Origin of the sequence: Streptomyces sp. NPDC056128, from assembly GCF_042263835.1 — a bacterium.
Taxonomy (GTDB): Bacteria; Actinomycetota; Actinomycetes; order Streptomycetales; family Streptomycetaceae; genus Streptomyces.
The window spans coordinates 422,352-442,599 of record NZ_JBHJVQ010000003.1; the positions used below are offsets into that span (position 1 = coordinate 422,352).

Annotated in this window: 16 protein-coding genes; 9 read left to right on the forward strand and 7 right to left on the reverse strand. The window is 73.8% G+C overall.

Annotation, left to right across the window (positions count from 1 at the left end):
• Nucleotides 1–109: 109 nt before the first annotated feature.
• Complete coding sequence (locus ACFC1X_RS10070; RefSeq protein WP_376350641.1) at nt 110–1,477, reverse strand: SWIM zinc finger family protein; 1,368 nt, start codon at nt 1,475–1,477, stop codon at nt 110–112.
• A 131-nt stretch (nt 1,478–1,608) separates the two neighbouring features.
• Between ACFC1X_RS10070 and ACFC1X_RS10075 the strand changes: the two genes are divergently transcribed.
• The 6 genes from ACFC1X_RS10075 (at nt 1,609) to sucD (ending at nt 10,250) form a co-directional block, all read left to right on the forward strand.
• Complete coding sequence (locus ACFC1X_RS10075; RefSeq protein ID WP_376350643.1) at nt 1,609–2,718, forward strand: AAA family ATPase; 1,110 nt, start codon at nt 1,609–1,611, stop codon at nt 2,716–2,718.
• A gap of 126 nt (nt 2,719–2,844) precedes the next feature.
• The gene (locus ACFC1X_RS10080) at nt 2,845–5,298 is read left to right on the forward strand and encodes a DUF5682 family protein (protein WP_376351033.1); all 2,454 of its coding nucleotides are present in this window, start codon (nt 2,845–2,847) and stop codon (nt 5,296–5,298) included.
• The gene (locus ACFC1X_RS10085; RefSeq protein ID WP_376350645.1) at nt 5,295–6,464 is read left to right on the forward strand and encodes a VWA domain-containing protein; all 1,170 of its coding nucleotides are present in this window, start codon (nt 5,295–5,297) and stop codon (nt 6,462–6,464) included. The genes ACFC1X_RS10080 and ACFC1X_RS10085 overlap by 4 nt, the downstream gene beginning before the upstream one ends.
• 171 nt (nt 6,465–6,635) lie before the next feature.
• The gene (locus ACFC1X_RS10090; protein WP_376350648.1) at nt 6,636–7,562 is read left to right on the forward strand and encodes a hypothetical protein; all 927 of its coding nucleotides are present in this window, start codon (nt 6,636–6,638) and stop codon (nt 7,560–7,562) included.
• Between the two features lie 590 nt (nt 7,563–8,152).
• A complete protein-coding gene (sucC, locus tag ACFC1X_RS10095) occupies nt 8,153–9,337 on the forward strand; it encodes an ADP-forming succinate--CoA ligase subunit beta (protein WP_376350651.1) in 1,185 nt (394 codons plus the stop codon).
• 28 nt (nt 9,338–9,365) lie between these two features.
• On the forward strand, nt 9,366–10,250 hold the full coding sequence (sucD, locus tag ACFC1X_RS10100; RefSeq protein ID WP_376350653.1) for a succinate--CoA ligase subunit alpha: 885 nt from the start codon (nt 9,366–9,368) through the stop codon (nt 10,248–10,250).
• A gap of 85 nt (nt 10,251–10,335) precedes the next feature.
• Here the strand turns inward: sucD and ACFC1X_RS10105 are convergent, their stop codons facing one another.
• A complete protein-coding gene (locus ACFC1X_RS10105; RefSeq protein ID WP_376350656.1) occupies nt 10,336–11,469 on the reverse strand; it encodes a helix-turn-helix domain-containing protein in 1,134 nt (377 codons plus the stop codon).
• Between the two features lie 96 nt (nt 11,470–11,565).
• On the opposite strand from ACFC1X_RS10105, the gene ACFC1X_RS10110 reads away from it, so the two are divergent.
• A complete protein-coding gene (locus ACFC1X_RS10110) occupies nt 11,566–13,233 on the forward strand; it encodes a DUF6350 family protein (protein WP_376350659.1) in 1,668 nt (555 codons plus the stop codon).
• A gap of 131 nt (nt 13,234–13,364) precedes the next feature.
• On the opposite strand, the gene ACFC1X_RS10115 is transcribed toward ACFC1X_RS10110, so the two are convergent.
• Nucleotides 13,365–14,165: a hypothetical protein gene (locus ACFC1X_RS10115; RefSeq protein ID WP_376350661.1), complete on the reverse strand. Its 801-nt coding sequence runs from the start codon at nt 14,163–14,165 to the stop codon at nt 13,365–13,367.
• Nucleotides 14,166–14,460: 295 nt separating this feature from the next.
• On the opposite strand from ACFC1X_RS10115, the gene purN reads away from it, so the two are divergent.
• Both purN and purH read left to right on the forward strand, forming a co-directional pair.
• Nucleotides 14,461–15,099 (forward strand): phosphoribosylglycinamide formyltransferase, encoded by a 639-nt coding sequence (purN, locus tag ACFC1X_RS10120; RefSeq protein WP_376350664.1) that lies wholly within the window; start codon nt 14,461–14,463, stop codon nt 15,097–15,099.
• Nucleotides 15,096–16,655, forward strand: a complete 1,560-nt coding sequence (gene purH / locus ACFC1X_RS10125) for a bifunctional phosphoribosylaminoimidazolecarboxamide formyltransferase/IMP cyclohydrolase (RefSeq protein ID WP_376350667.1) — start codon at nt 15,096–15,098, stop codon at nt 16,653–16,655. Before purN ends, purH begins: the two co-directional genes overlap by 4 nt.
• Before the next feature lie 52 nt (nt 16,656–16,707).
• On the opposite strand, the gene ACFC1X_RS10130 is transcribed toward purH, so the two are convergent.
• The 4 genes from ACFC1X_RS10130 to ACFC1X_RS10145 form a co-directional block, all read right to left on the reverse strand.
• A complete protein-coding gene (locus ACFC1X_RS10130) occupies nt 16,708–17,628 on the reverse strand; it encodes a hypothetical protein (protein WP_376350669.1) in 921 nt (306 codons plus the stop codon).
• A 1-nt stretch (nt 17,629) separates the two neighbouring features.
• The gene (locus tag ACFC1X_RS10135) at nt 17,630–18,004 is read right to left on the reverse strand and encodes a peptidase inhibitor family I36 protein (protein WP_376350672.1); all 375 of its coding nucleotides are present in this window, start codon (nt 18,002–18,004) and stop codon (nt 17,630–17,632) included.
• Between the two features lie 110 nt (nt 18,005–18,114).
• Complete coding sequence (locus ACFC1X_RS10140) at nt 18,115–19,473, reverse strand: protein kinase (protein WP_376350675.1); 1,359 nt, start codon at nt 19,471–19,473, stop codon at nt 18,115–18,117.
• Nucleotides 19,470–20,210 (reverse strand): FHA domain-containing protein, encoded by a 741-nt coding sequence (locus tag ACFC1X_RS10145; protein WP_376350678.1) that lies wholly within the window; start codon nt 20,208–20,210, stop codon nt 19,470–19,472. Before ACFC1X_RS10145 ends, ACFC1X_RS10140 begins: the two co-directional genes overlap by 4 nt.
• Nucleotides 20,211–20,248: the final 38 nt, after the last annotated feature.

Here is a 20,248-nt window from a genome sequence, read left to right on the forward strand (position 1 = left end):
TGGTGTGGGCGTGGGACCCGGCAGGCGCGGGGGGTGGGACCCGGCAGGGGCGGGGGGTGGGACCCGGCAGGGGCGGGCGTGGGACGCGCCGGTTCCGACGCCGGACGGGTCAGTACAGCGGCACCGCCGGACCGGGGCGGGTCGGCCAGGCGGTCAGCGGAGTGAAGCCCCGGTGGCCGCACTCGCCGAAGACCGTGACGGGCGCGCCGCCCGACAGCGCGGCCAGCCGCCAGATGCCCGCCCGGTTTCCGGCGCCCGGTACGAGCGGCAGCGCGGTGTCGTCGTCGGCGTCCGCCAGCTGCCACGCGTCGCCGTCCGGCACCGGGACGACGCGCCCCAGCGTCAACGGCACCGAGTCCAGCCACGGGTCGTCGCGGAGGGCCTCGCCGAACCGGACGGCCGCTCTGGACGTGGTCACTCCTCTCGGGCGTATCTCCGTGGTCGCGGGCTGGGCGAACCGCCGCCCCAGGGCCGCCCGCTGCTGTCCGGCGCCCGGATACGCCGACACCTCGGCCTCCAGCGTCAGCCCCACCGGCAGCGCCAACTCCGGTGCCCTGCCCGCGGCGCCGTAGGAGAGGAGCAGCGCGGTCCGGTCCGTCTCCGCGCCGTACAGCCAGATGCGACGGGTCGTCAGCCGCGCGTCCGCGGTGTCGTACTGGGCGAGGACCAGCCAGCGGTCCCGCACCGGCGGACCGTCCGCGGACGCCGGCAGACCCACGCGTGAACGGACGGTCGCCGCCAGCCCGTCGGGCAGGCCCTCGCGCCGCAGCCAGCCCTGGTCGAGCAGGTGGAGGAGGGCGCACTCCTCCAGCAGCCGGACCGGCCAACCGGGGCCCGACGACGGTATGGAGCCCAGCTCCCGCACGCGTGCGGCCAGACCCGGGGCCTGGGCGTCGACCATGCGGGCCGCCGTCTCCTCCCACAGGCCGTAGCCCGCCTGCTCGGCACCGGCCAGACCGCCGCGCAGCAGGTCCGTCAGCCGCTGCTCCAGCTCCGTCGCGCCCGCGGTGATCCGCCCGGCCCGCTGCAGGGCCCGGCGCCGCGCCGCCTCCGGATCAGCGGTCCCGGACCCGCGTCCGGGCGGCGAGTTCGCCGTCCCCGTCCCCTCTCTCCCCTCCGCGCGCTCGTGTTGTCCGGCGATCCACCGCTGCGCCCACTCGGGCGGAGCCGCCCCCGGCACCGCGACGCCCCCGCCCGACCAGAGCAGCAGCAGCCCCAGCGCGTGCTTGCACGGGAGCTTGGGACTCGGGCACGCACACCGGTACGCGGGCCCGGACCCGTCCGCGACATCGACGACCGTCCGGTACGGCTCGCTCCCGCTCCCCTTGCACAGCCCCCACACCGCCCCCTCGTCGGAACTCCCCACCTCGGACCACGGACCGGCCGCCCCGAACCTGCCGCCCGCCTCACGTGACGCGGCGTCAGGTGCCAGTGCCAGCACCTGGTCCGCGGTCCAGCGCACCCCCTGCTGAGTCATGACATCGAAGGTAGATCCTCCCACTGACAATGCCCCGAGCGAGAGCGTTTTCGCAGGTCAGAGCGATTGTCAGTGGCGTGGTGCACCGTGGATGACAGATCGAACCGGCCGAGCTGGAGGGGGAATCAGCCATGCCTGTGTCCGTGGAAGCGATGTCCGGGGTGGAGAGGCTGCGGCCTCACGCAGAGCAGGCCTTCGGGGCCGAACTGGCGGCGCTGGCCGCGCAGGACGACCGTCCGCGCCCGGCCCGCTGGAAGCTGTCGCCCTGGGCCGTCGCCACCTACCTGCTCGGCGGCACCCTGCCCGACGGCACCGTGATCACGCCGAAGTACGTGGGCTCGCGCCGCATCGTCGAGGTCGCCGTCAGCACGCTCGCCACCGACCGCGCCCTGCTCCTGCTCGGCGTGCCCGGCACCGCGAAGACCTGGGTGTCCGAGCACCTCGCGGCGGCCGTCAGCGGCGACTCCACCCTGCTGGTGCAGGGCACCGCCGGCACCCCGGAGGAGGCGATCCGCTACGGCTGGAACTACGCGAGGCTCCTCGCCGACGGCCCGAGCCGCGACGCCCTGGTGCCCAGTCCGGTCATGCGGGCCATGGCGGAGGGCACCACCGTGCGGGTGGAGGAGCTGACCCGCATCCCCGCCGACGTGCAGGACAGCCTGATCACCATCCTGTCGGAGAAGACCCTGCCGATACCGGAGCTGGGCCAGGAGGTGCAGGCGGTCCGCGGCTTCAACCTGATCGCCACCGCCAACGACCGCGACCGCGGGGTCAACGACCTGTCCAGCGCCCTGCGCCGCCGTTTCAACACCGTGGTGCTGCCGCTGCCCGCGAGCGCCGAGGCCGAGGTCGAGATCGTCACGCGCCGCGTCGACCAGATCGGCCGCTCCCTCGACCTGCCCCCGACTCCCGACGGCATCGAGGAGATCCGCCGCGTCGTCACCGTCTTCCGCGAGCTGCGCGACGGACTGACGAGCGACGGGCGTACGAAGGTGAAGTCGCCCAGCGGCACCCTGTCCACGGCCGAGGCGATCTCCGTGGTCACCGGCGGTCTGGCCCTGTCCGCCCACTTCGGTGACGGGGTGCTGCGGCCCGGCGACATCGCCGCGGGCATCCTCGGCGCGGTCGTCCGCGATCCCGCCACCGACCGCGTCGTCTGGCAGGAGTACCTGGAAACGGTCGTCCGGGAGCGCGACGGCTGGCAGGACTTCTACCGCGCCTGCCGCGAGGTGAGCGTGTGAACGGCGCGGCGGCGTGGACGCGCCACGGAGCGGAGGCGCGGGTGGCCGGCGCGACGGGGAACAACGAGGACTCGACGTGGGCACGCAGGCTGTGGAATCGGGGGCGGGGGACCCGGGGTCGGCGGCCTGGTGGGCGAGGGGGACGGTGTGACGGGCACTGACCGCGAAGGGGCCGACGGCGCGCTCGGACCGCTGCTGCTGGGCGTGCGCCACCACGGTCCGGGGTCGGCGCGGGCGGTACGGGCGGCGTTGGAGGCGGCCCGGCCGGGGGCCGTGCTGATCGAGGGGCCGCCCGAGGCCGACGCCCTGATCCCGCTGGCCGCCGACGAGGACATGCGGCCACCGGTGGCGCTGCTCGCGCACGCCGTGGACGAGCCCGGACGCTCGGCCTTCTGGCCGCTGGCCGAGTTCTCCCCGGAGTGGGTGGCCCTCCGCTGGGCCCTGGACCACGACGTGCCGGCCCGCTTCATCGACCTCCCGGCCGCGCACTCGCTGGCCTGGCGGTCGGAGGAGGAGCAGGACGCGGAGGGGGAGGACGCGGAGAGGCAGGACGCGGGGAGGGCGAGTGAGGAGCCGGAGGCGGGACCAGGGGACCCCTCCGGCGCGTCGGCCTCCGAGGTCCGGGTCGATCCGCTCGCCGCCCTCGCCGGGGCCGCCGGTCATGACGACCCCGAGCGCTGGTGGGAGGACGTCGTCGAGCACCGGGGCCCCGGCGACGGGGACGCGCTCGCGCCGTTCACCGCGCTGGAGGAGGCCATGGGAGCCCTGCGGGAGACCGAGGAGGGCGGCGGAGACGACGACCGGGACCTGGTGCGGGAGGCGTACATGCGGCTCCAGGTGCGGGCGGCGCAGCGGGAGTCCGCCCGGGGCGTCGCCGTGGTGTGCGGGGCGTGGCACGTGCCCGCGCTCCGGCGCAAGGTCACCGCCACCGCCGACCGGGCCCTCCTGAAGGGGCTGCCGAGGACCAAGGTGGACCTGACGTGGGTGCCCTGGACGTACCGACGGCTGTCCCGGTCCGGTGGGTACGGGGCGGGCATCGAGTCGCCCGGCTGGTACGCGCACCTGTTCGGCGCGGCGGACCGGCCGGTCGAGCGGTGGCTGACCAAGGTGGCCGGGCTGCTGCGGGACGAGGGCCGGATCGTCTCCTCGGCGCACGTCATCGAGGCGGTGCGGCTGGCCGAGACGCTCGCGGTGCTGCGCGGGCGCCCGCTGGCCGGGCTGGGCGAGACCACGGACGCCGTGCGGGCCGTGATGTGCGACGGCTCGGACGTGCCGCTGGCGCTGGTCCGGGACCGGCTGGTGGTGGGGGACGTGCTGGGGGACGTCCCCGCGGGGGCGCCCGCGGTGCCCTTGCAGCGCGACCTGGCCCGCATCCAGCGCCGGCTGCGGCTCAAGCCGGAGGCGCGGCGCCGGGAGCTGGAACTCGACCTGCGCAAGGACACCGACGCGAGCCGCAGCAGACTGCTGCACCGGCTGCGGCTGCTCGGCGTCGGCTGGGGCGAGCCGGCCGCTTCCCGGGGCAGTACGGGGACGTTCCGGGAGACCTGGCGGCTGCGCTGGGAGCCGGAGCTGTCGGTGCGGGTCGCCGAGGCCGGAGTGTGGGGCACGACCGTGCTCGCCGCCGCGACCGCCAAGGCCGAGGCGGACGCCGTCACCGCACGCGACCTCGCCGAGGTCACCGCACTCGCCGAACGCTGCCTGCTGGCCGGGCTGCCGGACGCGCTCACGCCGGTCATGCGGATACTCGCCGACCGCGCGGCGCTCGACACGGACGTCGGCCACCTCGCGCGGGCGTTGCCGGCCCTGGTCCGCTCGCTGCGCTACGGCGACGTGCGCGGCACCGACACGGGCGCGCTGGCGGAGGTCGCCGCCGGGCTCGCCGAGCGCGTCTTCGTCGGCCTGCCGGCGGCCTGCGCCGCCCTGGACGCCGACGCGGCCGACGAGATGCGCGGCCACGTGGACGCCGTGCACGGAGCGGTCGGTCTGCTCGGCGACACCTCCGCGCCGGGCCACGGCGGCCTGCGGTCCCGCTGGCAGGAGGTGCTGCGGACACTTTCGGCGCGGGACATCGTGCCCGGTGTCGTCCGGGGGCGTGCCGTACGGCTCCTGCTGGACGACGGTGTGCTGGCGGCGGACGAGGCCGCGCGGTTCATGGGCCTGGCGCTGTCCCGGGGGACACCACCGGCGGACGCGGCGGCGTGGATCGAGGGCTTCGTCGGAGGCGGCTCGGGCGGCGGCCTGCTCCTCCTCCACGACGAGCGGCTGCTGGCCCTGGTCGACGCCTGGCTGACCGGCGTGGCGGCGGAGGCGTTCACGGACGTGCTGCCGCTGCTGCGACGCACCTTCGCGGCCTACGAGCCGGGAGTGCGCCGCAGCCTCGGTGAGCTGGTCCGGCGCGGACCGGAGGCGCGGGGGAGTGTGACCACGGCCGGCCCCGGGATACCGGGCTTCGCGGCCGACCTCGACACCGAGCGCGCCGACGCGGTGCTCCCGGTGGTCCGGCTGCTGCTGGGCCTGGAGGGCAACGCCCCGGCGCGAAACGGCCTTGACGGGAACGACCTGGTGGGGGTGGACGCATGACGACCGAACCGGTGGGGGCCGACACCGCGCAGGAGCGGCTGCGGCGGTGGCGGCTCGTACTCGGCGGGGACCCGGCCGACGGCACCGGCCGTGCGCTCTCCGGGCAGGACGCCGCGATGGACGGGGCGCTCACCGCGCTCTACGGGAAGGAGGCCGCGGCGCGGGGCGGACGGGACCGTGCGGCGGGGCTCGGCGGCTCCGCACCGGCTGTCGCGCGCTGGCTGGGTGACATCCGGACGTACTTCCCCTCCTCCGTCGTCCAGGTCATGCAGCGGGACGCGATCGACCGGCTCGGTCTCGCCACGCTCCTGCTGGAGCCGGAGATGCTGGAGGCGGTGGAGGCCGACGTGCACCTGGTCGGCACCCTGCTCTCGCTCAACCAGGCGATGCCGGAGACGACGAAGGAGACGGCGCGCACCGTCGTGCGCAAGGTCGTCGAGGACCTGGAGAAGCGGCTGGCCTCCCGCACCCGGGCCACCCTCACCGGCGCCCTGGACCGCAGCGCCCGCGTCACCCGGCCCCGGCACCACGACATCGACTGGAACCGCACGATCTCGGCCAACCTCAAGCACTACCTGCCGGAGTACGGGACGGTCGTGCCGGAGCGGCTCGTCGGCTACGGGCGGGCGTCCCGGTCGGTGAAGAAGGAGGTCGTCCTCTGCGTCGACCAGTCGGGGTCGATGGCGGCATCGGTCGTGTACGCGTCGGTGTTCGGGGCGGTGCTGGCGTCCATGCCGTCGATAGAGACCCGGCTCGTCGTCTTCGACACGGCGGTCGTCGACCTGACCGACCAACTGGACGACCCGGTCGACGTGCTCTTCGGCACGCAACTCGGCGGCGGTACGGACATCAACCGGGCGCTGGCGTACTGCCAGTCGCGGATCACCCGGCCCGCGGAGACCGTGGTCGTACTGATCAGCGACCTCTACGAAGGAGGCATCCGGGACGAGATGCTCAGGCGGGTCGCGGCGATGCAGGCGGCGGGCGTGCGGTTCGTGACGCTGCTGGCCTTGTCCGACGAGGGGACGCCCGCCTACGACAGGGAGCACGCGGCGGCGCTCGCCGCGCTGGGGGCACCCGCGTTCGCCTGCACGCCCGACCACTTCCCGGAGGTGATGGCGGCGGCGATCGAGAGGCGGCCCCTGCCGATACCGGACGCCGGGTGACGATTCGTCGATCCGAGGTGGCCCGATTTCTGCCGCTGAAACGGACATCGCTACCCATCGGTAATGAGGGGCTTGCGCAACCCGCGGAGTCCCGTGCGAGGATCGCGCGTCATCGGTGCGTTGTTCGACGCGCGAGCCGTTCCGCCGCCGCACGGGAGGAATCTCCCCCTCTTGATCTGGTCAGCCGTCCTGCCCGGTGCCGCTCTGCGCGTGATGCGCACGGCGGCCGGGCGGCGTGCCCTGCACGTGGCGCTGCTGGTGGGCGGGTTGTTCGTGCTCGGAGTGGTCTGCGGGGAGCGGGCACAGGCGGCCGACGGGGCGCCGTCCCTGCGGGACACCGTGCGGCAGGTCGTCGACGTGCCGGTGGAGCGTCCGAGGACGGAGGCGCGTGAGTCGGCGCTCCTCTCGCCGAAGGACTCGCTCTCCGCCGTTGGGGACGTGGTGGAGAAGGCGACCGAGCGGCTGCCCCTGCCCTCCGCCGATTCCGACCCCGACATCTCCGACCCCGGCTTCACGGACCCGGTCCCCTCCGACCCCTCGGTCCCCACGTGGCCGTCGTCGCCTCCGCTGTCGCAGCTGCCGGACGCATCCGGGGCCGGCAGTCCGGACGGTTGGGCCGACCCGTACCTGCCGGACGACCGCCTGTCGGTACCGGCCGAGGCCGGTACCTCCGACGCCTCCGACGCCTCCGACCGCTCCGAGGCCACCGAACCCCGCACCGCCACCGCCGACACCGGGCCCGACGCCACCGACGCCGATGCCACCGACCACGCGGCGCACCTCAGCCCCGCCCCCGCCCCCGTCGCGGTCACGGTCGAGACCGGCGCGGAACCCCCGGTGACGCACTCCGGCGCCCCCCGCCGAACCACCCCACCGCACACCGACTACGCCCCCACCCGGCACGCGCCCCCCGGCGCCCCCGACGGATCGCTGGGTACCGCGACCGGTGCCGACCAGGGGATGCCGCGGCACGGTGACGCTCACGCGGTCACCCCGCAGCACCGGATCCCGATCCGGCTCGTACCCGTGGTCGTGGAGCGTGCCGACGCGGGCGAGACCCGGGATCCGTACCGGGACATCCCCGTCTCTCCCGCCTAGCCGGCGGAACCTTCCTGTCGCGAGCGCGCGTCTGAGGCCCCTGGGGCGGATGCGCCCGACGGCGTCCGCCGACGCGCCGGCGCCCTCGTACTCCCGTACCTCCGCCGTACCCCCGTCCTACCCACAGACTCCGCGTAGCGGCAGCCCGAGACGGTCGAAAGCCGTCGGCCTCCCTCGGGCCGAAGCTCCGCGGATGGGCCGGCCGGTCCCCATTGGGGTGGGGACCGTCCGGCCCGCACACCGGAGACCCGCACCCCTGCGGGCCTCCGGGCCGACGGGCCTCACCGGGCTTACCCCAGCCCGGTGAGGCTCCCCCGCGCCCCGCCTCGCCGAGCCCCCGCACCCCGCCGAAGCCGCTCACATCCGGCACCGCGTGCCAGTGAGCGCGGCATCATGTGACAGGCATCACCGCTCAGGTGTGACCCACGATTTAGGGACCCTCGGCATGCGGCGATAACCTGCGAGACGGACATGCCGCGCGCTCGGTCACCGTGTGCGCTCCCCTTGTGACACAGCGGACGTCACGTTGCCCTTCGCGGCACGCCCACGCATCCAACGAACCGCGAGATCACTGATAGGGACGGAAGCGCGTGGACCTGTTCGAGTACCAGGCGAGGGACCTCTTCGCCAAGCACGATGTACCGGTGCTGGCCGGTGAAGTCATCGACACGCCTGAGGCGGCGCGCGCGATCACCGAGGGTCTGGGCGGCAAGTCAGTCGTCAAGGCTCAGGTGAAGGTCGGTGGCCGCGGCAAGGCCGGCGGCGTGAAGCTCGCCGCCTCCGCGGACGAGGCCGTCGCCCGCGCGACGGACATCCTCGGGATGGACATCAAGGGCCACACGGTCCACAAGGTGATGATCGCCGAGACCGCTCCGGAGATCGTCGAGGAGTACTACGTCTCCTTCCTCCTCGACCGTGCCAACCGCACCTTCCTCTCCATCGCCTCCGTCGAGGGCGGCATGGAGATCGAGGAGGTGGCGGCCACCCGTCCGGAGGCCGTCGCCAAGACGCCGATCGACGCGATCGACGGTGTGACGCCCGAGAAGGCGCGCGAGATCGTCGAGGCCGCGAAGTTCCCGGCCGAGGTCGCCGGCCAGGTCGCCGACATCCTGGTCAAGCTGTGGGACACCTTCATCAAGGAGGACGCCCTCCTCGTCGAGGTCAACCCGCTGGCCAAGGTCGCGGGCGGCAACGTCATCGCCCTCGACGGCAAGGTGTCGCTCGACGACAACGCCGAGTTCCGTCACCCCGACTTCGCCGAGCTTCACGACAAGGCCGCCGCCAACCCGCTCGAGGCGGCCGCCAAGGAGAAGAACCTCAACTACGTCAAGCTCGACGGCGAGGTCGGCATCATCGGCAACGGCGCGGGTCTCGTCATGAGCACCCTGGACGTCGTCGCGTACGCCGGTGAGGCGCACGGCAATGTGAAGCCCGCCAACTTCCTGGACATCGGTGGCGGCGCCTCCGCCCAGGTCATGGCGAACGGCCTGGAGATCATCCTCGGCGACCCGGACGTCCGCTCCGTGTTCGTCAACGTCTTCGGCGGCATCACCGCCTGCGACGAGGTCGCCAACGGCATCGTCCAGGCGCTGAAGCTCCTGGAGGACCGCGGCGAGAAGGTCGAGAAGCCGCTCGTCGTCCGTCTCGACGGCAACAACGCCGAGCTGGGCCGCAAGATCCTCACCGACGCCAACCACCCGCTGGTCCAGCGCGTCGACACCATGGACGGCGCGGCCGACAAGGCCGCCGAGCTGGCTCACGCCGCCGCCAAGTAAGCACTCAGGACGAGGACACCAACACACCATGGCTATCTGGCTCAACAAGGACAGCAAGGTCATCGTCCAGGGCATGACCGGCGCCACCGGCATGAAGCACACCAAGCTCATGCTCGGCGACGGCACCAACGTCGTGGGCGGCGTGAACCCGCGCAAGGCGGGTCAGTCCGTGGACTTCGACGGCACCGAGGTACCGGTCTTCGGCACCGTCAAGGAGGCCATCGAGAAGACCGGCGCCAACGTCTCCGTCATCTTCGTGCCGGAGAAGTTCACCAAGGACGCCGTCGTCGAGGCCATCGACGCCGAGATCCCGCTGGCCGTCGTGATCACCGAGGGCATCGCCGTGCACGACTCGGCGTCGTTCTGGGCGTACGCCGGCAAGAAGGGCAACAAGACCCGCATCATCGGCCCGAACTGCCCCGGCATCATCACCCCGGGCCAGTCCAACGTCGGCATCATCCCGGGCGACATCACCAAGCCGGGCCGCATCGGCCTGGTCTCGAAGTCCGGCACGCTGACGTACCAGATGATGTACGAGCTGCGCGACATCGGCTTCTCGACCTCCGTCGGCATCGGTGGCGACCCGATCATCGGCACCACGCACATCGACGCGCTCGCCGCGTTCGAGGCCGACCCCGAGACCGACCTGATCGTCATGATCGGCGAGATCGGCGGCGACGCCGAGGAGCGTGCGGCCGAGTACATCGCGAAGAACGTGACCAAGCCGGTCGTCGGCTACGTCGCGGGCTTCACCGCGCCCGAGGGCAAGACCATGGGCCACGCCGGCGCCATCGTCTCCGGTTCGTCCGGCACCGCCCAGGCGAAGAAGGAGGCCCTGGAGGCCGCGGGCGTCAAGGTCGGCAAGACGCCGACCGAGACGGCCAAGCTCGCCAGGGCCATTCTGGGCAACTAATACCGTCTCAACGGCTGACCGCCTTCCGTACGGCACCGAGTGGGCCCGTCCTCGCTGAGGACGGGCCCACTCGGCGTACCGGCGGTCATTCGAGCCGTGGAGCCAGCCGCTCCGGCCCGTCCTGCATCTGGTCGCGCAGCTTCTGCCGCAGCTCCAGTTCCTCGTCCGACAGCGCGCCCGGCGCCACCCTGGGCGGCACCCCGCGCACCGTCTCGCCGGGGGCGACCGGCGGTTCGTAGTGTGTCGGCGCGGTGCGCAGGGCCAGCGCGGTGGTCCCGATGAGGGCGACGGTGAACGCGATCGCCGCGCGGGTCCAGAACCGGGCCCGGCGTTCGCTGCCCACCCGTACCGTCGGCGGCTTGGCCGCCCGCAGCCGCTCGTTGGACGCCACCTCGGCCAGCCGCCGGTGCAGCACCTCGGGGTCGGCCAGTTCGGGCAGCCGGCCGGCCATCGCCCTGCGCGCGTTCAGCAGCCGGTTCGCCGTCGCCGGAGTGCTCGCCTCCGTCTCCGCCGCCGTCTCGGGCAGGTCCAGGCCCACACCGTCGTACAGCAGGAGCGTCCGACGGTGCCGAGGGGGGAGTCGGAGCAGGGTGTTCAGGAGCGTGCGGTCGCCGGGGTCGGCGGGCGGCGGCTCCGGGTGCCGGTTGCGCGGGCGGAACCGCTGCCAGGGCGAGAGGGCGTACTCGTACGCCACCGCCCGCACCCACCCCACCGGGTCGCGGTCGCGGGCCACTTCCGGCCAGTTCTCCCAGGCGGTCTGGAATGCCCGCTCCACCGACTCGCGCGCCAGCTCCCGGCGGCCGGTCAGCAGGAAGGTCTGCCGTACGAGGGCGGGGGTGCCGAATTCGTACAGCGCGTCGAACGCCTGAGCGGGCGTCAGTCCGATCGGCTCAGGTCCCGGCTCGGGTCCCGGTTCCGGTTCCGGTTCAGATTCCGTTTCTGGCTCCGGTGCCGGTTCGGCTTCGCCGGTACGGACGACCACGACGACGGGCACCGGCTTCGCCGCCGCCGACTCCTCCTCGGCCAGGGCCTTCAGCAACTCCGCGTACGCCTCCCGTTTCCGGCCGCGTGGTGTCGTGCGACCGCTCTCCCACGTACGGACCGTCGCGCGGGTGACGCCCATCCGGTCCGCGAGCTGAGCCTGCGTCAGCGAGGCCGCCTCGCGCAGGCGTCGGCGGGCCTTGGGGGGTGGGAGCGGGGTTCCGGGGCTCCGTGTCACAGGGCGCCCCTTCGTACGAAAAAGTACATAAACATATATTGAGCGACACAACGGTGCTTCGCCTGTTACGACGGGAAAGCGCGTGTCGTTGGGAGCATGGCGGGCGTGACCCAGACGACCGCCCGCCCGGCCCCGCTGACTCTGCTGCATACGCGCTGGCGCGACCGGTCGCCCGGCCTGGGCGCCGGTCTCCTGGGCGGCGCGGTCGCGGCGGTGCTGGGACTGGCCTCGTGCGCCGCGCTGGTCACCCTGCTGTGGATCAGTTCGCCCTACCCCGACAGCGGCCCCGAGGGCACCCTGCACGTCGCCGCCTCCCTGTGGGTGCTGGCGCACGGTGCCGAACTGGTCCGCGCCGACACCCTCTCCGGCACCCCCGCGCCGGTGGGCGTCACCCCGCTGCTGCTGGTCCTGCTGCCGGTGTGGCTGCTGCACCGCGCGGCCCGGGACGCCACCGACCCCGGGGACGGGGTGGGTGTGGCCGTCGGCTCCGGACCCGGGGCGGGGGCCGGGATGCGCCTCGCGGGGGAGGAGCGCCTCCGGGACGCCGGGCCGCCGCCGGTCTCCGCGCGCTTCGCCTGGGTGGGCGTCGTCGCGGGCTACCTCTGCGTCGCCGGGCCCGTCGTGCTGTACGCGACGGGCGGCGCGCTGCGGCCCTCCTGGTGGTGGGCCGCCCTCTGTCTGCCGCTGGTCGCCATGGGCGCCGCGGGCGCGGGGGTGTGGACGGCGTTCGGCCGGCCGGGCGGGCCGGTGGGCCGGGCGCTGCGCGTGCTGCCCCGGAACCTGCGGGAGCTGATGGTGGAGCCGGACGCGCGCCTGGGCGCCTCGACGCGCGCCGCGGGCGCTGGTGCGGCGGTGCTCGTCGGGGGCGGGGCGCTGCTGGTGGGGGTGTCGCTGGTGTGGCACGGAGCCGCCGCGCAGGAGGCCTTCCTGCGGCTGACCGAGGGCTGGTCCGGGCGGTTCGCCGTACTGCTGCTCTGCCTGGCGCTGGTGCCGAACGCGGCGGTGTGGGCGGCGGTGTACGCCCTCGGCCCCGGGTTCGCGCTCGGCGCCGGGCATGTCGTGCACCCCTTGGCCTCCGCCCCGGCCCCGTTGCTGCCGCCGTTCCCGCTGCTGGCGGCGGTGCCGGACGCGGGGCCCGGTACGCCGCTGCACTGGGCGGCGGGAGGGGTGCCGCTGGTGGCGGGGACGGTGGTGGGGTGGTTCACGGCGCGGGCGGCGACGGGGGCCCCTGTGGGAGCGGCGGTGGGTGGGGCGGTTGGCGGGGCCGCCGGGGGTGACGGGGCCGTCGGGGCGTGGTCGTGGCGGCGGACCGCCGGGGCCGCCGTCGTGGCCGCCGTGCTCTGCGCGGTGCTCGTCGCCCTGCTGGCCGCGTTCGCGGGCGGGCCGCTCGGGAACGACGCCCTCGCGCGGTTCGGGCCGGTGTGGTGGCAGGCCGGGGGCGCGGCGCTGGCGTGGATCGTGGTACCGGCGGTGCCGGTGGCGGTGGTGGTGCGGGCTTGGCGGGGGCGGGGCGCTGCCGCGCGGGAGCCGGTCGTGGACGACGGCGAGGTCGCCGACGGGGGTGGGTGTGGGTGGGCGCCGGTGCCCTTCGTGGGGCGGTGGTGGAAGCGGGGTGGCGGGGGCGATGCGGAGGTTGGCGAGGATGCGGGGGAGGTGGACGAGGATGCCGTGCCGTTCGGGCTGTACGACGGCGACGACGAGGGTGGCGGTGGGCCGTACGATCTGCTGCCGGTTGATGCTCCGGGGGAGCCGCCTCGCGGGTAGCGGGGAGGGTGTTTTCGCCCCCGCCGCCCCTTCCCTTCCCGTCCCTGGGGGCTGCGCCCCCAGACCCCCCTTTCGGCCTGCGGCCTCGTCCTCAAACGCCGGACGGGCTGAAAGACAGAACCGAAGGGCGGCTAGCCCTCTGTGCCCAGCAGGTCCCGCAGCTGTTCCGGGAGGAGGCGTTCGCAGCCCTGTTTCGCCGAGTTGGTCAGGGCGTCCTCGCGGCAGGTGTAGTAGTCGTTGTAGACCAGCTGGGCGCCGAAGGACGCGGCGACCAGGAGGATGGCCAGGGACGACGTGACCAGGCCGCTGATCGCCGCGGTGCGCTGCGGGCGGCCGGTCTGCTCGGCGGGGCGGGCCGGGGTGTCCGGGTCGGCGGCGGCGCGGGGCTTGGCGCGCAGGGAGCTGATGCCCCAGTACAGGGCCAGGGCGCCGAGCAGCAGGGCCACGTACGGCCAGGTGAAGAGCGCGAAGAAGAGGGCCCACATGCCGCTGAGCAGCGCGTAGCGCGCGCGTCGCTGGGACGGGTCCGTCGGGTCCCAGCGGGGGCCCGGGCCGCCGTTCTGCCCCTCGGGGCCGGAACCGGAACCGCCGGGCCGCTCGCCGAAGCCGCCGGAGGAGCGGCCGGGCTGCCGGTCGCTCCACTGACCGCCCCACGGCGAACGCCCGCCGCCCTGGGAACCGGACGAGTCCTGCGAGTCGCCGCCGTCGCCCGACGGGTGCCGCGGCTGCCAGGGGCGGTCCGGCGTGCCCTCCGGGGGCGGGGCGAACGGGTTGTCCCGGTCCGGGGTGCCGTCCTGCCCGCCGCCGTTCCCGCGGTCCGAGGGCGTTTCGGGCGGTGACGAGGGGCGCTCCCGCAGCAACACGGTGCTGCGCCCCCCTGGCTGCGCCGACTGCTGGGGGAGCGTGAGCAGTCGCAGGCTGCGGTCCGGCATCAAGTGAGCGTCTTCCCCTTGGCGGCGATGAACGGGTGGACTGGTGGAACGGGCGAACGGGTCGGCACGACTGGTGAACGCTTGGCGCGCAGGTCGCGTTCCCGGCCGGGCTCCACGCAGACGCTACCTTCCGGCCACGCCCCCGTCCCGAGGGGGCCGTCCGGTGTGCCGGTATCGTTGCTGACGGTCGGCCGCTTCGTAGACTTCCCCGTATCCCGGGGCGCGAAGCATTCGTACGACTGTACAAACCGACGAACGTACCGAACGTACCGCTTCCCCGAGAAAGGCCCTCACCGTGGCCGCCAAGCCCGTGGCCCCGCGAGCCAAGCGCCTCGTCGTGCTGGTCTCCGGATCCGGCACCAACCTCCAGGCGCTGCTCGACGAGATCGCCGCCACCGGCGTCGAGGCCTACGGGGCCGAGATCGTGGCCGTCGGCGCCGACCGCGACGGCATCGAGGGGCTGGCCCGCGCCGAGCGCGCCGGGCTGCCGACCTTCGTGACGAGGGTCAAGGACCACGGGACCCGCGACGAGTGGGACGCGGCGCTCGCCGAGGCCGTCGCCGCGCACGAGCCGGACCTCGTCGTCTCGGCCGGGTTCATGAAGATCGTGGGCAAGGAGTTCCTGGCCCGCTTCGGGGGGCGGTTCGTGAACACCCACCCCGCCCTCCTCCCCAGCTTCCCGGGAGCCCACGGTGTGCGGGACGCGCTCGCGTACGGCGCCAGGGTCACCGGCTGCACCGTCCACTTCGTCGACGACGGCGTCGACACCGGGCCGATCATCGCGCAGGGCGTGGTGGAGATCCGGGACGAGGACGACGAGAGCGCTCTGCACGAGCGCATCAAGGAAGTCGAGCGAAGGCTGCTCGTCGATGTCGTGGGGCGGCTCGCCCGCAACGGCTATCGCATCGAGGGACGAAAGGTAGTTATCCAGTGACCGCCGAGAGCAACAAGCGGGCCGTCCGACGGGCGCTCGTCAGCGTCTACGACAAGACCGGTCTTGAGGAGCTGGCGCGCGGGCTCCACGAGGCGGGCGTCGAGCTCGTCTCCACCGGGTCCACGGCCGGCCGTATCTCCGCCGCCGGCGTCCCCGTCACCAAGGTCGAGGAGCTGACCGGCTTCCCCGAGTGCCTGGACGGCCGGGTCAAGACCCTGCACCCCAAGGTGCACGCCGGCATCCTCGCCGACCTGCGCCTGGACAGCCACCGCGAGCAGCTCGGCGAGCTGGGCGTGGAGCCGTTCGACCTGGTCGTCGTCAACCTCTACCCGTTCGAGCAGACCGTCGCCTCCGGTGCGTCGCCCGACGAGTGCGTGGAGCAGATCGACATCGGCGGCCCCTCCATGGTCCGCGCCGCCGCCAAGAACCACCCCTCCGTCGCGGTCGTCACCAGCCCCGCCCGGTACGCGGACGTACTCTCCGCCGTGAAGGACGGCGGCTTCGACCTGACCGCCCGCAAGCGGCTGGCCGCCGAGGCGTTCCGCCACACCGCCGAGTACGACGTGGCGGTCGCCGGCTGGTTCGCGGGGGAGTACGCCGGTGACGGCGAGCAGTTCCCGGAGTTCATCGGTGTGACGTACGAGCGCAAGAACGTCCTGCGCTACGGCGAGAACCCGCACCAGCCCGCCGCCCTCTACACCGGCGGCTGCGGCGGCCTCGCCGAGGCGGAGCAGCTGCACGGCAAGGAGATGTCGTACAACAACTACGTCGACACGGACGCCGCCCGCCGTGCCGCGTACGACCACGCCGGGCCGTGTGTCGCGATCATCAAGCACGCCAACCCGTGCGGCATCGCGGTCGGCGCGGACGTCGCCGAGGCGCACCGCAAGGCGCACGCCTGCGACCCGCTGTCCGCGTTCGGCGGCGTGATCGCGGTCAACCGCCCGGTGTCCAAGGAGATGGCCGAGCAGGTCGCGGAGATCTTCACCGAGGTCATCGTCGCGCCGGACTACGAGGACGGCGCCCTCAAAGCCCTCACCAAGAAGAAGAACATCCGCGTACTGCGCTGCCCCGAGGCGCCGCAGCCGCCCGCCGAGTTCCGCCCGATCGACGGTGGCGGCCTGGCCCAGGTGAAGGACGTCTTCCAGGCCGAGGGCGACGACCCGGCGAACTGGACGCTGGCCACGGGCGAGGCGCTGAGCGACTCCGACCTCGCCGGCCTGGCCTTCGCCTGGAAGGCCTGCCGCGCCGTCAAGTCCAACGCGATCCTCCTCGCCAAGGACGGCGCCTCCGTCGGCGTCGGCATGGGCCAGGTCAACCGCGTCGACTCCGCGAAGCTGGCGGTGGAGCGCGCGGGCGCCGAGCGGGCGCAGGGCTCGTACGCCGCCTCCGACGCCTTCTTCCCCTTCCCGGACGGCCTGGAGATCCTCACCGCGGCCGGCGTGAAGGCCGTGGTCCAGCCGGGCGGCTCGGTCCGCGACGAACTCGTCGTCGAGGCCGCGAAGAAGGCCGGCGTGACGATGTACTTCACGGGGACGCGCCACTTCTTCCACTGACGCGAACGCCTCTGCCCCGGTGCCGGTCCCACCGACCGGCACCGGGGCACTTTCATGCCGAGTCGCCCGGCACCCTCTCCGCGCGCTCCAACGCCGCCCGCCGGGCCGAACGGAAGTCGTCCAGCGCGGACGTACGGGCGGCGGGGAGCTTCTGCTCCACCTGCCGCTGCGCGCGCACGACCTGTTCGGCGACACCGGCCTCGGCCTGGCACGTGGCGTCCCGCACGGCGACCCTCAGCTCCTCCTCGCCCGTGGCGCGCAGGGCTGCCCGGTCGGACCCGACGGAGTCGAGCCGCTTCTGCACCGCCTTGAACGGGTCCGCGAGGTGCTGGTAGCGGAACCCTCCATCCCGCATGCACCGGGCCCACTTCCGCTCGGCGGCCCGTACGAGGGCGTGGTCGAGCGTGTCCGTCACGATCGAGTTGCGCACGCTCTGCAAGGCGTACTGGTTACGGTCCCACGAGGCGCCGTACAGCGCCCGGCGCGCGACCGCGACGCAGGAGTCGGTGGGGATCGACACGGTGGGCCCGTCCGGCAGCGTCAGCTCCGTGCGCGGACCGTCCGCCGTCCCCTTGAGCGCCGCCTCCCACGCGGTCCGGCCGCGCTCGGACAGCGCCGACACCCGCTGGGCGTTCGGGTCGGCGGGCGGCTTCCGCAACCGCTGCACGGTCAGGCCGTAGCCGTCCTGGGCGGCGAGGTCGCGCCTCAGCAGGCCGTAGGGGCTGGTGGCCGCCCTGCGTCGGACATCGCCGACCGGTACCGCGTCGTAGCCGAACCCCTGTCGCCGCATGCACGTCCCTACTTCCCGCTCCTCGGCGCGGTGCAGCGCGGCGTACTCGGCCGCCGTGAAGTCGAGCGCGCCGCCCAGGGGACGCGGGTCGGGCGGGGGCTTAGCCGCGGCCTCGTGGCCGGGCGACGAGGAGCACCCGGCCACGAGGAGCGCTGCGGCGGTCAGCCACAGCAACCGGCGCATGTCAGCACCAGTTGTTGGACGCGAGGTCGTCGGCGAAGATGCCGCCGCGGTAGGCGTCGAGGTTGCCGATGACGTACCCGCGCAGCAGGACGAAGGAGCTGCCCGAGTAGCTCGTGCCGTTGTAGATGCGGACGTTGCAGTTGTTGCCGTTGTTGTAGACCGACTCCGCGTTGTTGAACTTGTTGTACTGGAGCAGGTTCGTGTTGTCCCCGAACACCTCACCCGGGTCGCCCGCGCCGTTGTCCCCCAGGTACGCACAGAGCGCGCCGGAACTGCAGTCGGTCCACGCCGCGCTCGCCGGCGTGGCGGTGGCCGCGATGCCCAGTCCGGCGAGCGCGGCCGCGCCGAAAGCCGCCGCGATCTTCTTTCGGATCATGTGAGGTCCTCCCCTTGTGTTGGCTGGTCTCGCAGCCATCACTCTGGGTGCGGAGGGGAAACCGCGGTACCTGAAACCTTGCAGGGTGGTACGGGAGCGCCCGGCACCGTTCAGGGCGCGTCCGCCTTGCGCAACGCCCGCCAGGTGGACGGTCCCACGATGCCGTCCGCGTCCAGTCCCGCCCGCTTCTGGAAGATGACGACCGCGCTCTGGGTCTTCGGGCCGAAGTCGCCGTCGACCTCGCCGACCTCCGGGATGTCGTGCAGGTGGCGGAGCAGGCACTGCAGCTCTCTGACCTGGCTGCCGCCGTCGCCGCGCTTGATGGTGAAGTCCCAGGTGCCGCTGTGGCCCGCCATGTATCCGCGGCCGTCGGCGTTCTCGTACACCATGGGCTTCTCGCAGGTGGGAGGGGCCGCGGCGGCCGGGGCCGGCTCCCAGGGAGTGGTGTAGGCGAGGCTCGCCGCGCCCACGAGCGCTGCCGCGAGGGCCGCCGCGAGGGCCGGGCGGCGCCAGCGCCGGGGGCGGAGCCTCGGGAGGCGGGCGGAGCGGGAGGTGCCCGCCGCCTCCTCCACCCGGCGCAGCAACGCGGCGGTGTTCGTGGCGCGTTGCGCGTGGGTCGGGGCCAGGCAGTCCTGGAGGATGCCGCGCCAGGCCGCCGGAAGGGCGGGGGACAGGCGCAGGTCCTCGCGGCCGCGGGCGTACCGCATCGCCGCGTCGGAGCGGGCCTCCGAGGTGCCGCCGGGCAGCGGGAAGCCGCCGGTCAGGACCACGTGGGCGAGGACGCCGAAGGCCCACACGTCGGCGGACGGGCGGATCCGCGTCCCGCGCTCGTCGACCTCGGGCCACAGGAGTTCGGGCGGGGTGTAGTCCGGGGTGGCGAAGGCGGGGGTGTAGGCGTGGGTGCCTTCCAGTTCGGCGGCCATGTTGAAGTCGGCCAGCCGGGCCGAACCGTCCGCCATCAGCAGGACGTTGGCCGGTTTCAGATCGCCGTGCACCCAGCCCGCGTGGTGCAGCTGCGCCAGCCCCTCGCAGATCTGGGACAGGAGGGAGGGTCCGGCGTCCGGACGCGGGGTCCGGGCCAGTACGGCGTCCAGGGAGCCCTCGGCCCGCTCCAGCACCAGCACGGTCGCGCCGTCCAGCTCCGGATGGTCCGGGTCGTCGACCGTGAGGGTGTCGTACATCCGGATCAGGCGGGGCGAGCGCAGCCGCCGCAGCAGCTGCACCTCGCGCTCGGCCAGGTCCCGCAGGTGGTGCAGCTGACGCGGGGTGCGGGTGCCGGTGGGCAGGAACTTCAGCGCCGCCCGGCCCGGCGGTTCGCCGCCGTCCGAGGTGCGTTCCGCCGTGCCCGCGGTGTGCCGGGCCGCGTCGTAGACCGTGGCGAAGGCACCCGACGCCAGCGGCTCACGCACCTCCCACGCCCCGATCCGGTAGCCCTTCGGCACCGGGACCGCGTACGGCCGCCCGGTCACCGTGCCGCTCCGCTCGGGGCCGGGGCGAGTACCACGAGGTCGTCCTCGCGGACCAGGTCGAAGCGGAGGGCGAGCGAGGCCAGGGACTCCTTCTTGCCGTGCGTGCGCCGGCCCGGCTCGGCGGTGTCCGGGCCGGGTCTCAGCCGCAGCTTGACGGCTAGGTAGTCGATGTTCCAGTAGACGGCCGAGCGGCTGACCTTGGGCCAGCTCGGGCGCAGCCGCTCCACGATCTCCTCGACCGCGGGCAGCGGGGCGCGGGTCTCACCGCGCAGGCGCCGCTCGCACAGGGCGGCCAGCACCGCGAAGTACCGCTTGGTGCGGTCCAGGGCGAACGCCGGGACGGTACCGGCCCCCTCGAGACCGTGGCGCTCGATGCTGCGGAACGCGTGCCGCGGTGCCCAGACGTCGAAGGTGAGCAGGTCCCCCGCCGCGGGCAGGGTCACGCGCGCCAGCTCGAACGGCACCGGCGCCTCCACCCGGCCCGGACCCACCTTGATGTGCTCGCCCGCGCCCTCCGGGTTCTCCACCACGTAGGTCTGGTCCACGCTGAGATTGCTCAGCAGCCAGAACGTCCGGTGGGCCGCGATCTCCCCGGCGACCCGGGGCACCCCCGCGTGTGCGATGGCGAGTCCGCCGCTGGGTCCGGCTCTGCCGAACTCGATGCGCTCACCCGCGCTGATCCTCAGTTGTTCGGCCACACTGCCGCACGACGGCGGCACGACGATGACGCTGTACATGGAGTCGTCCCCCTCCCCCGATCCCCTCGGGGTAGCCC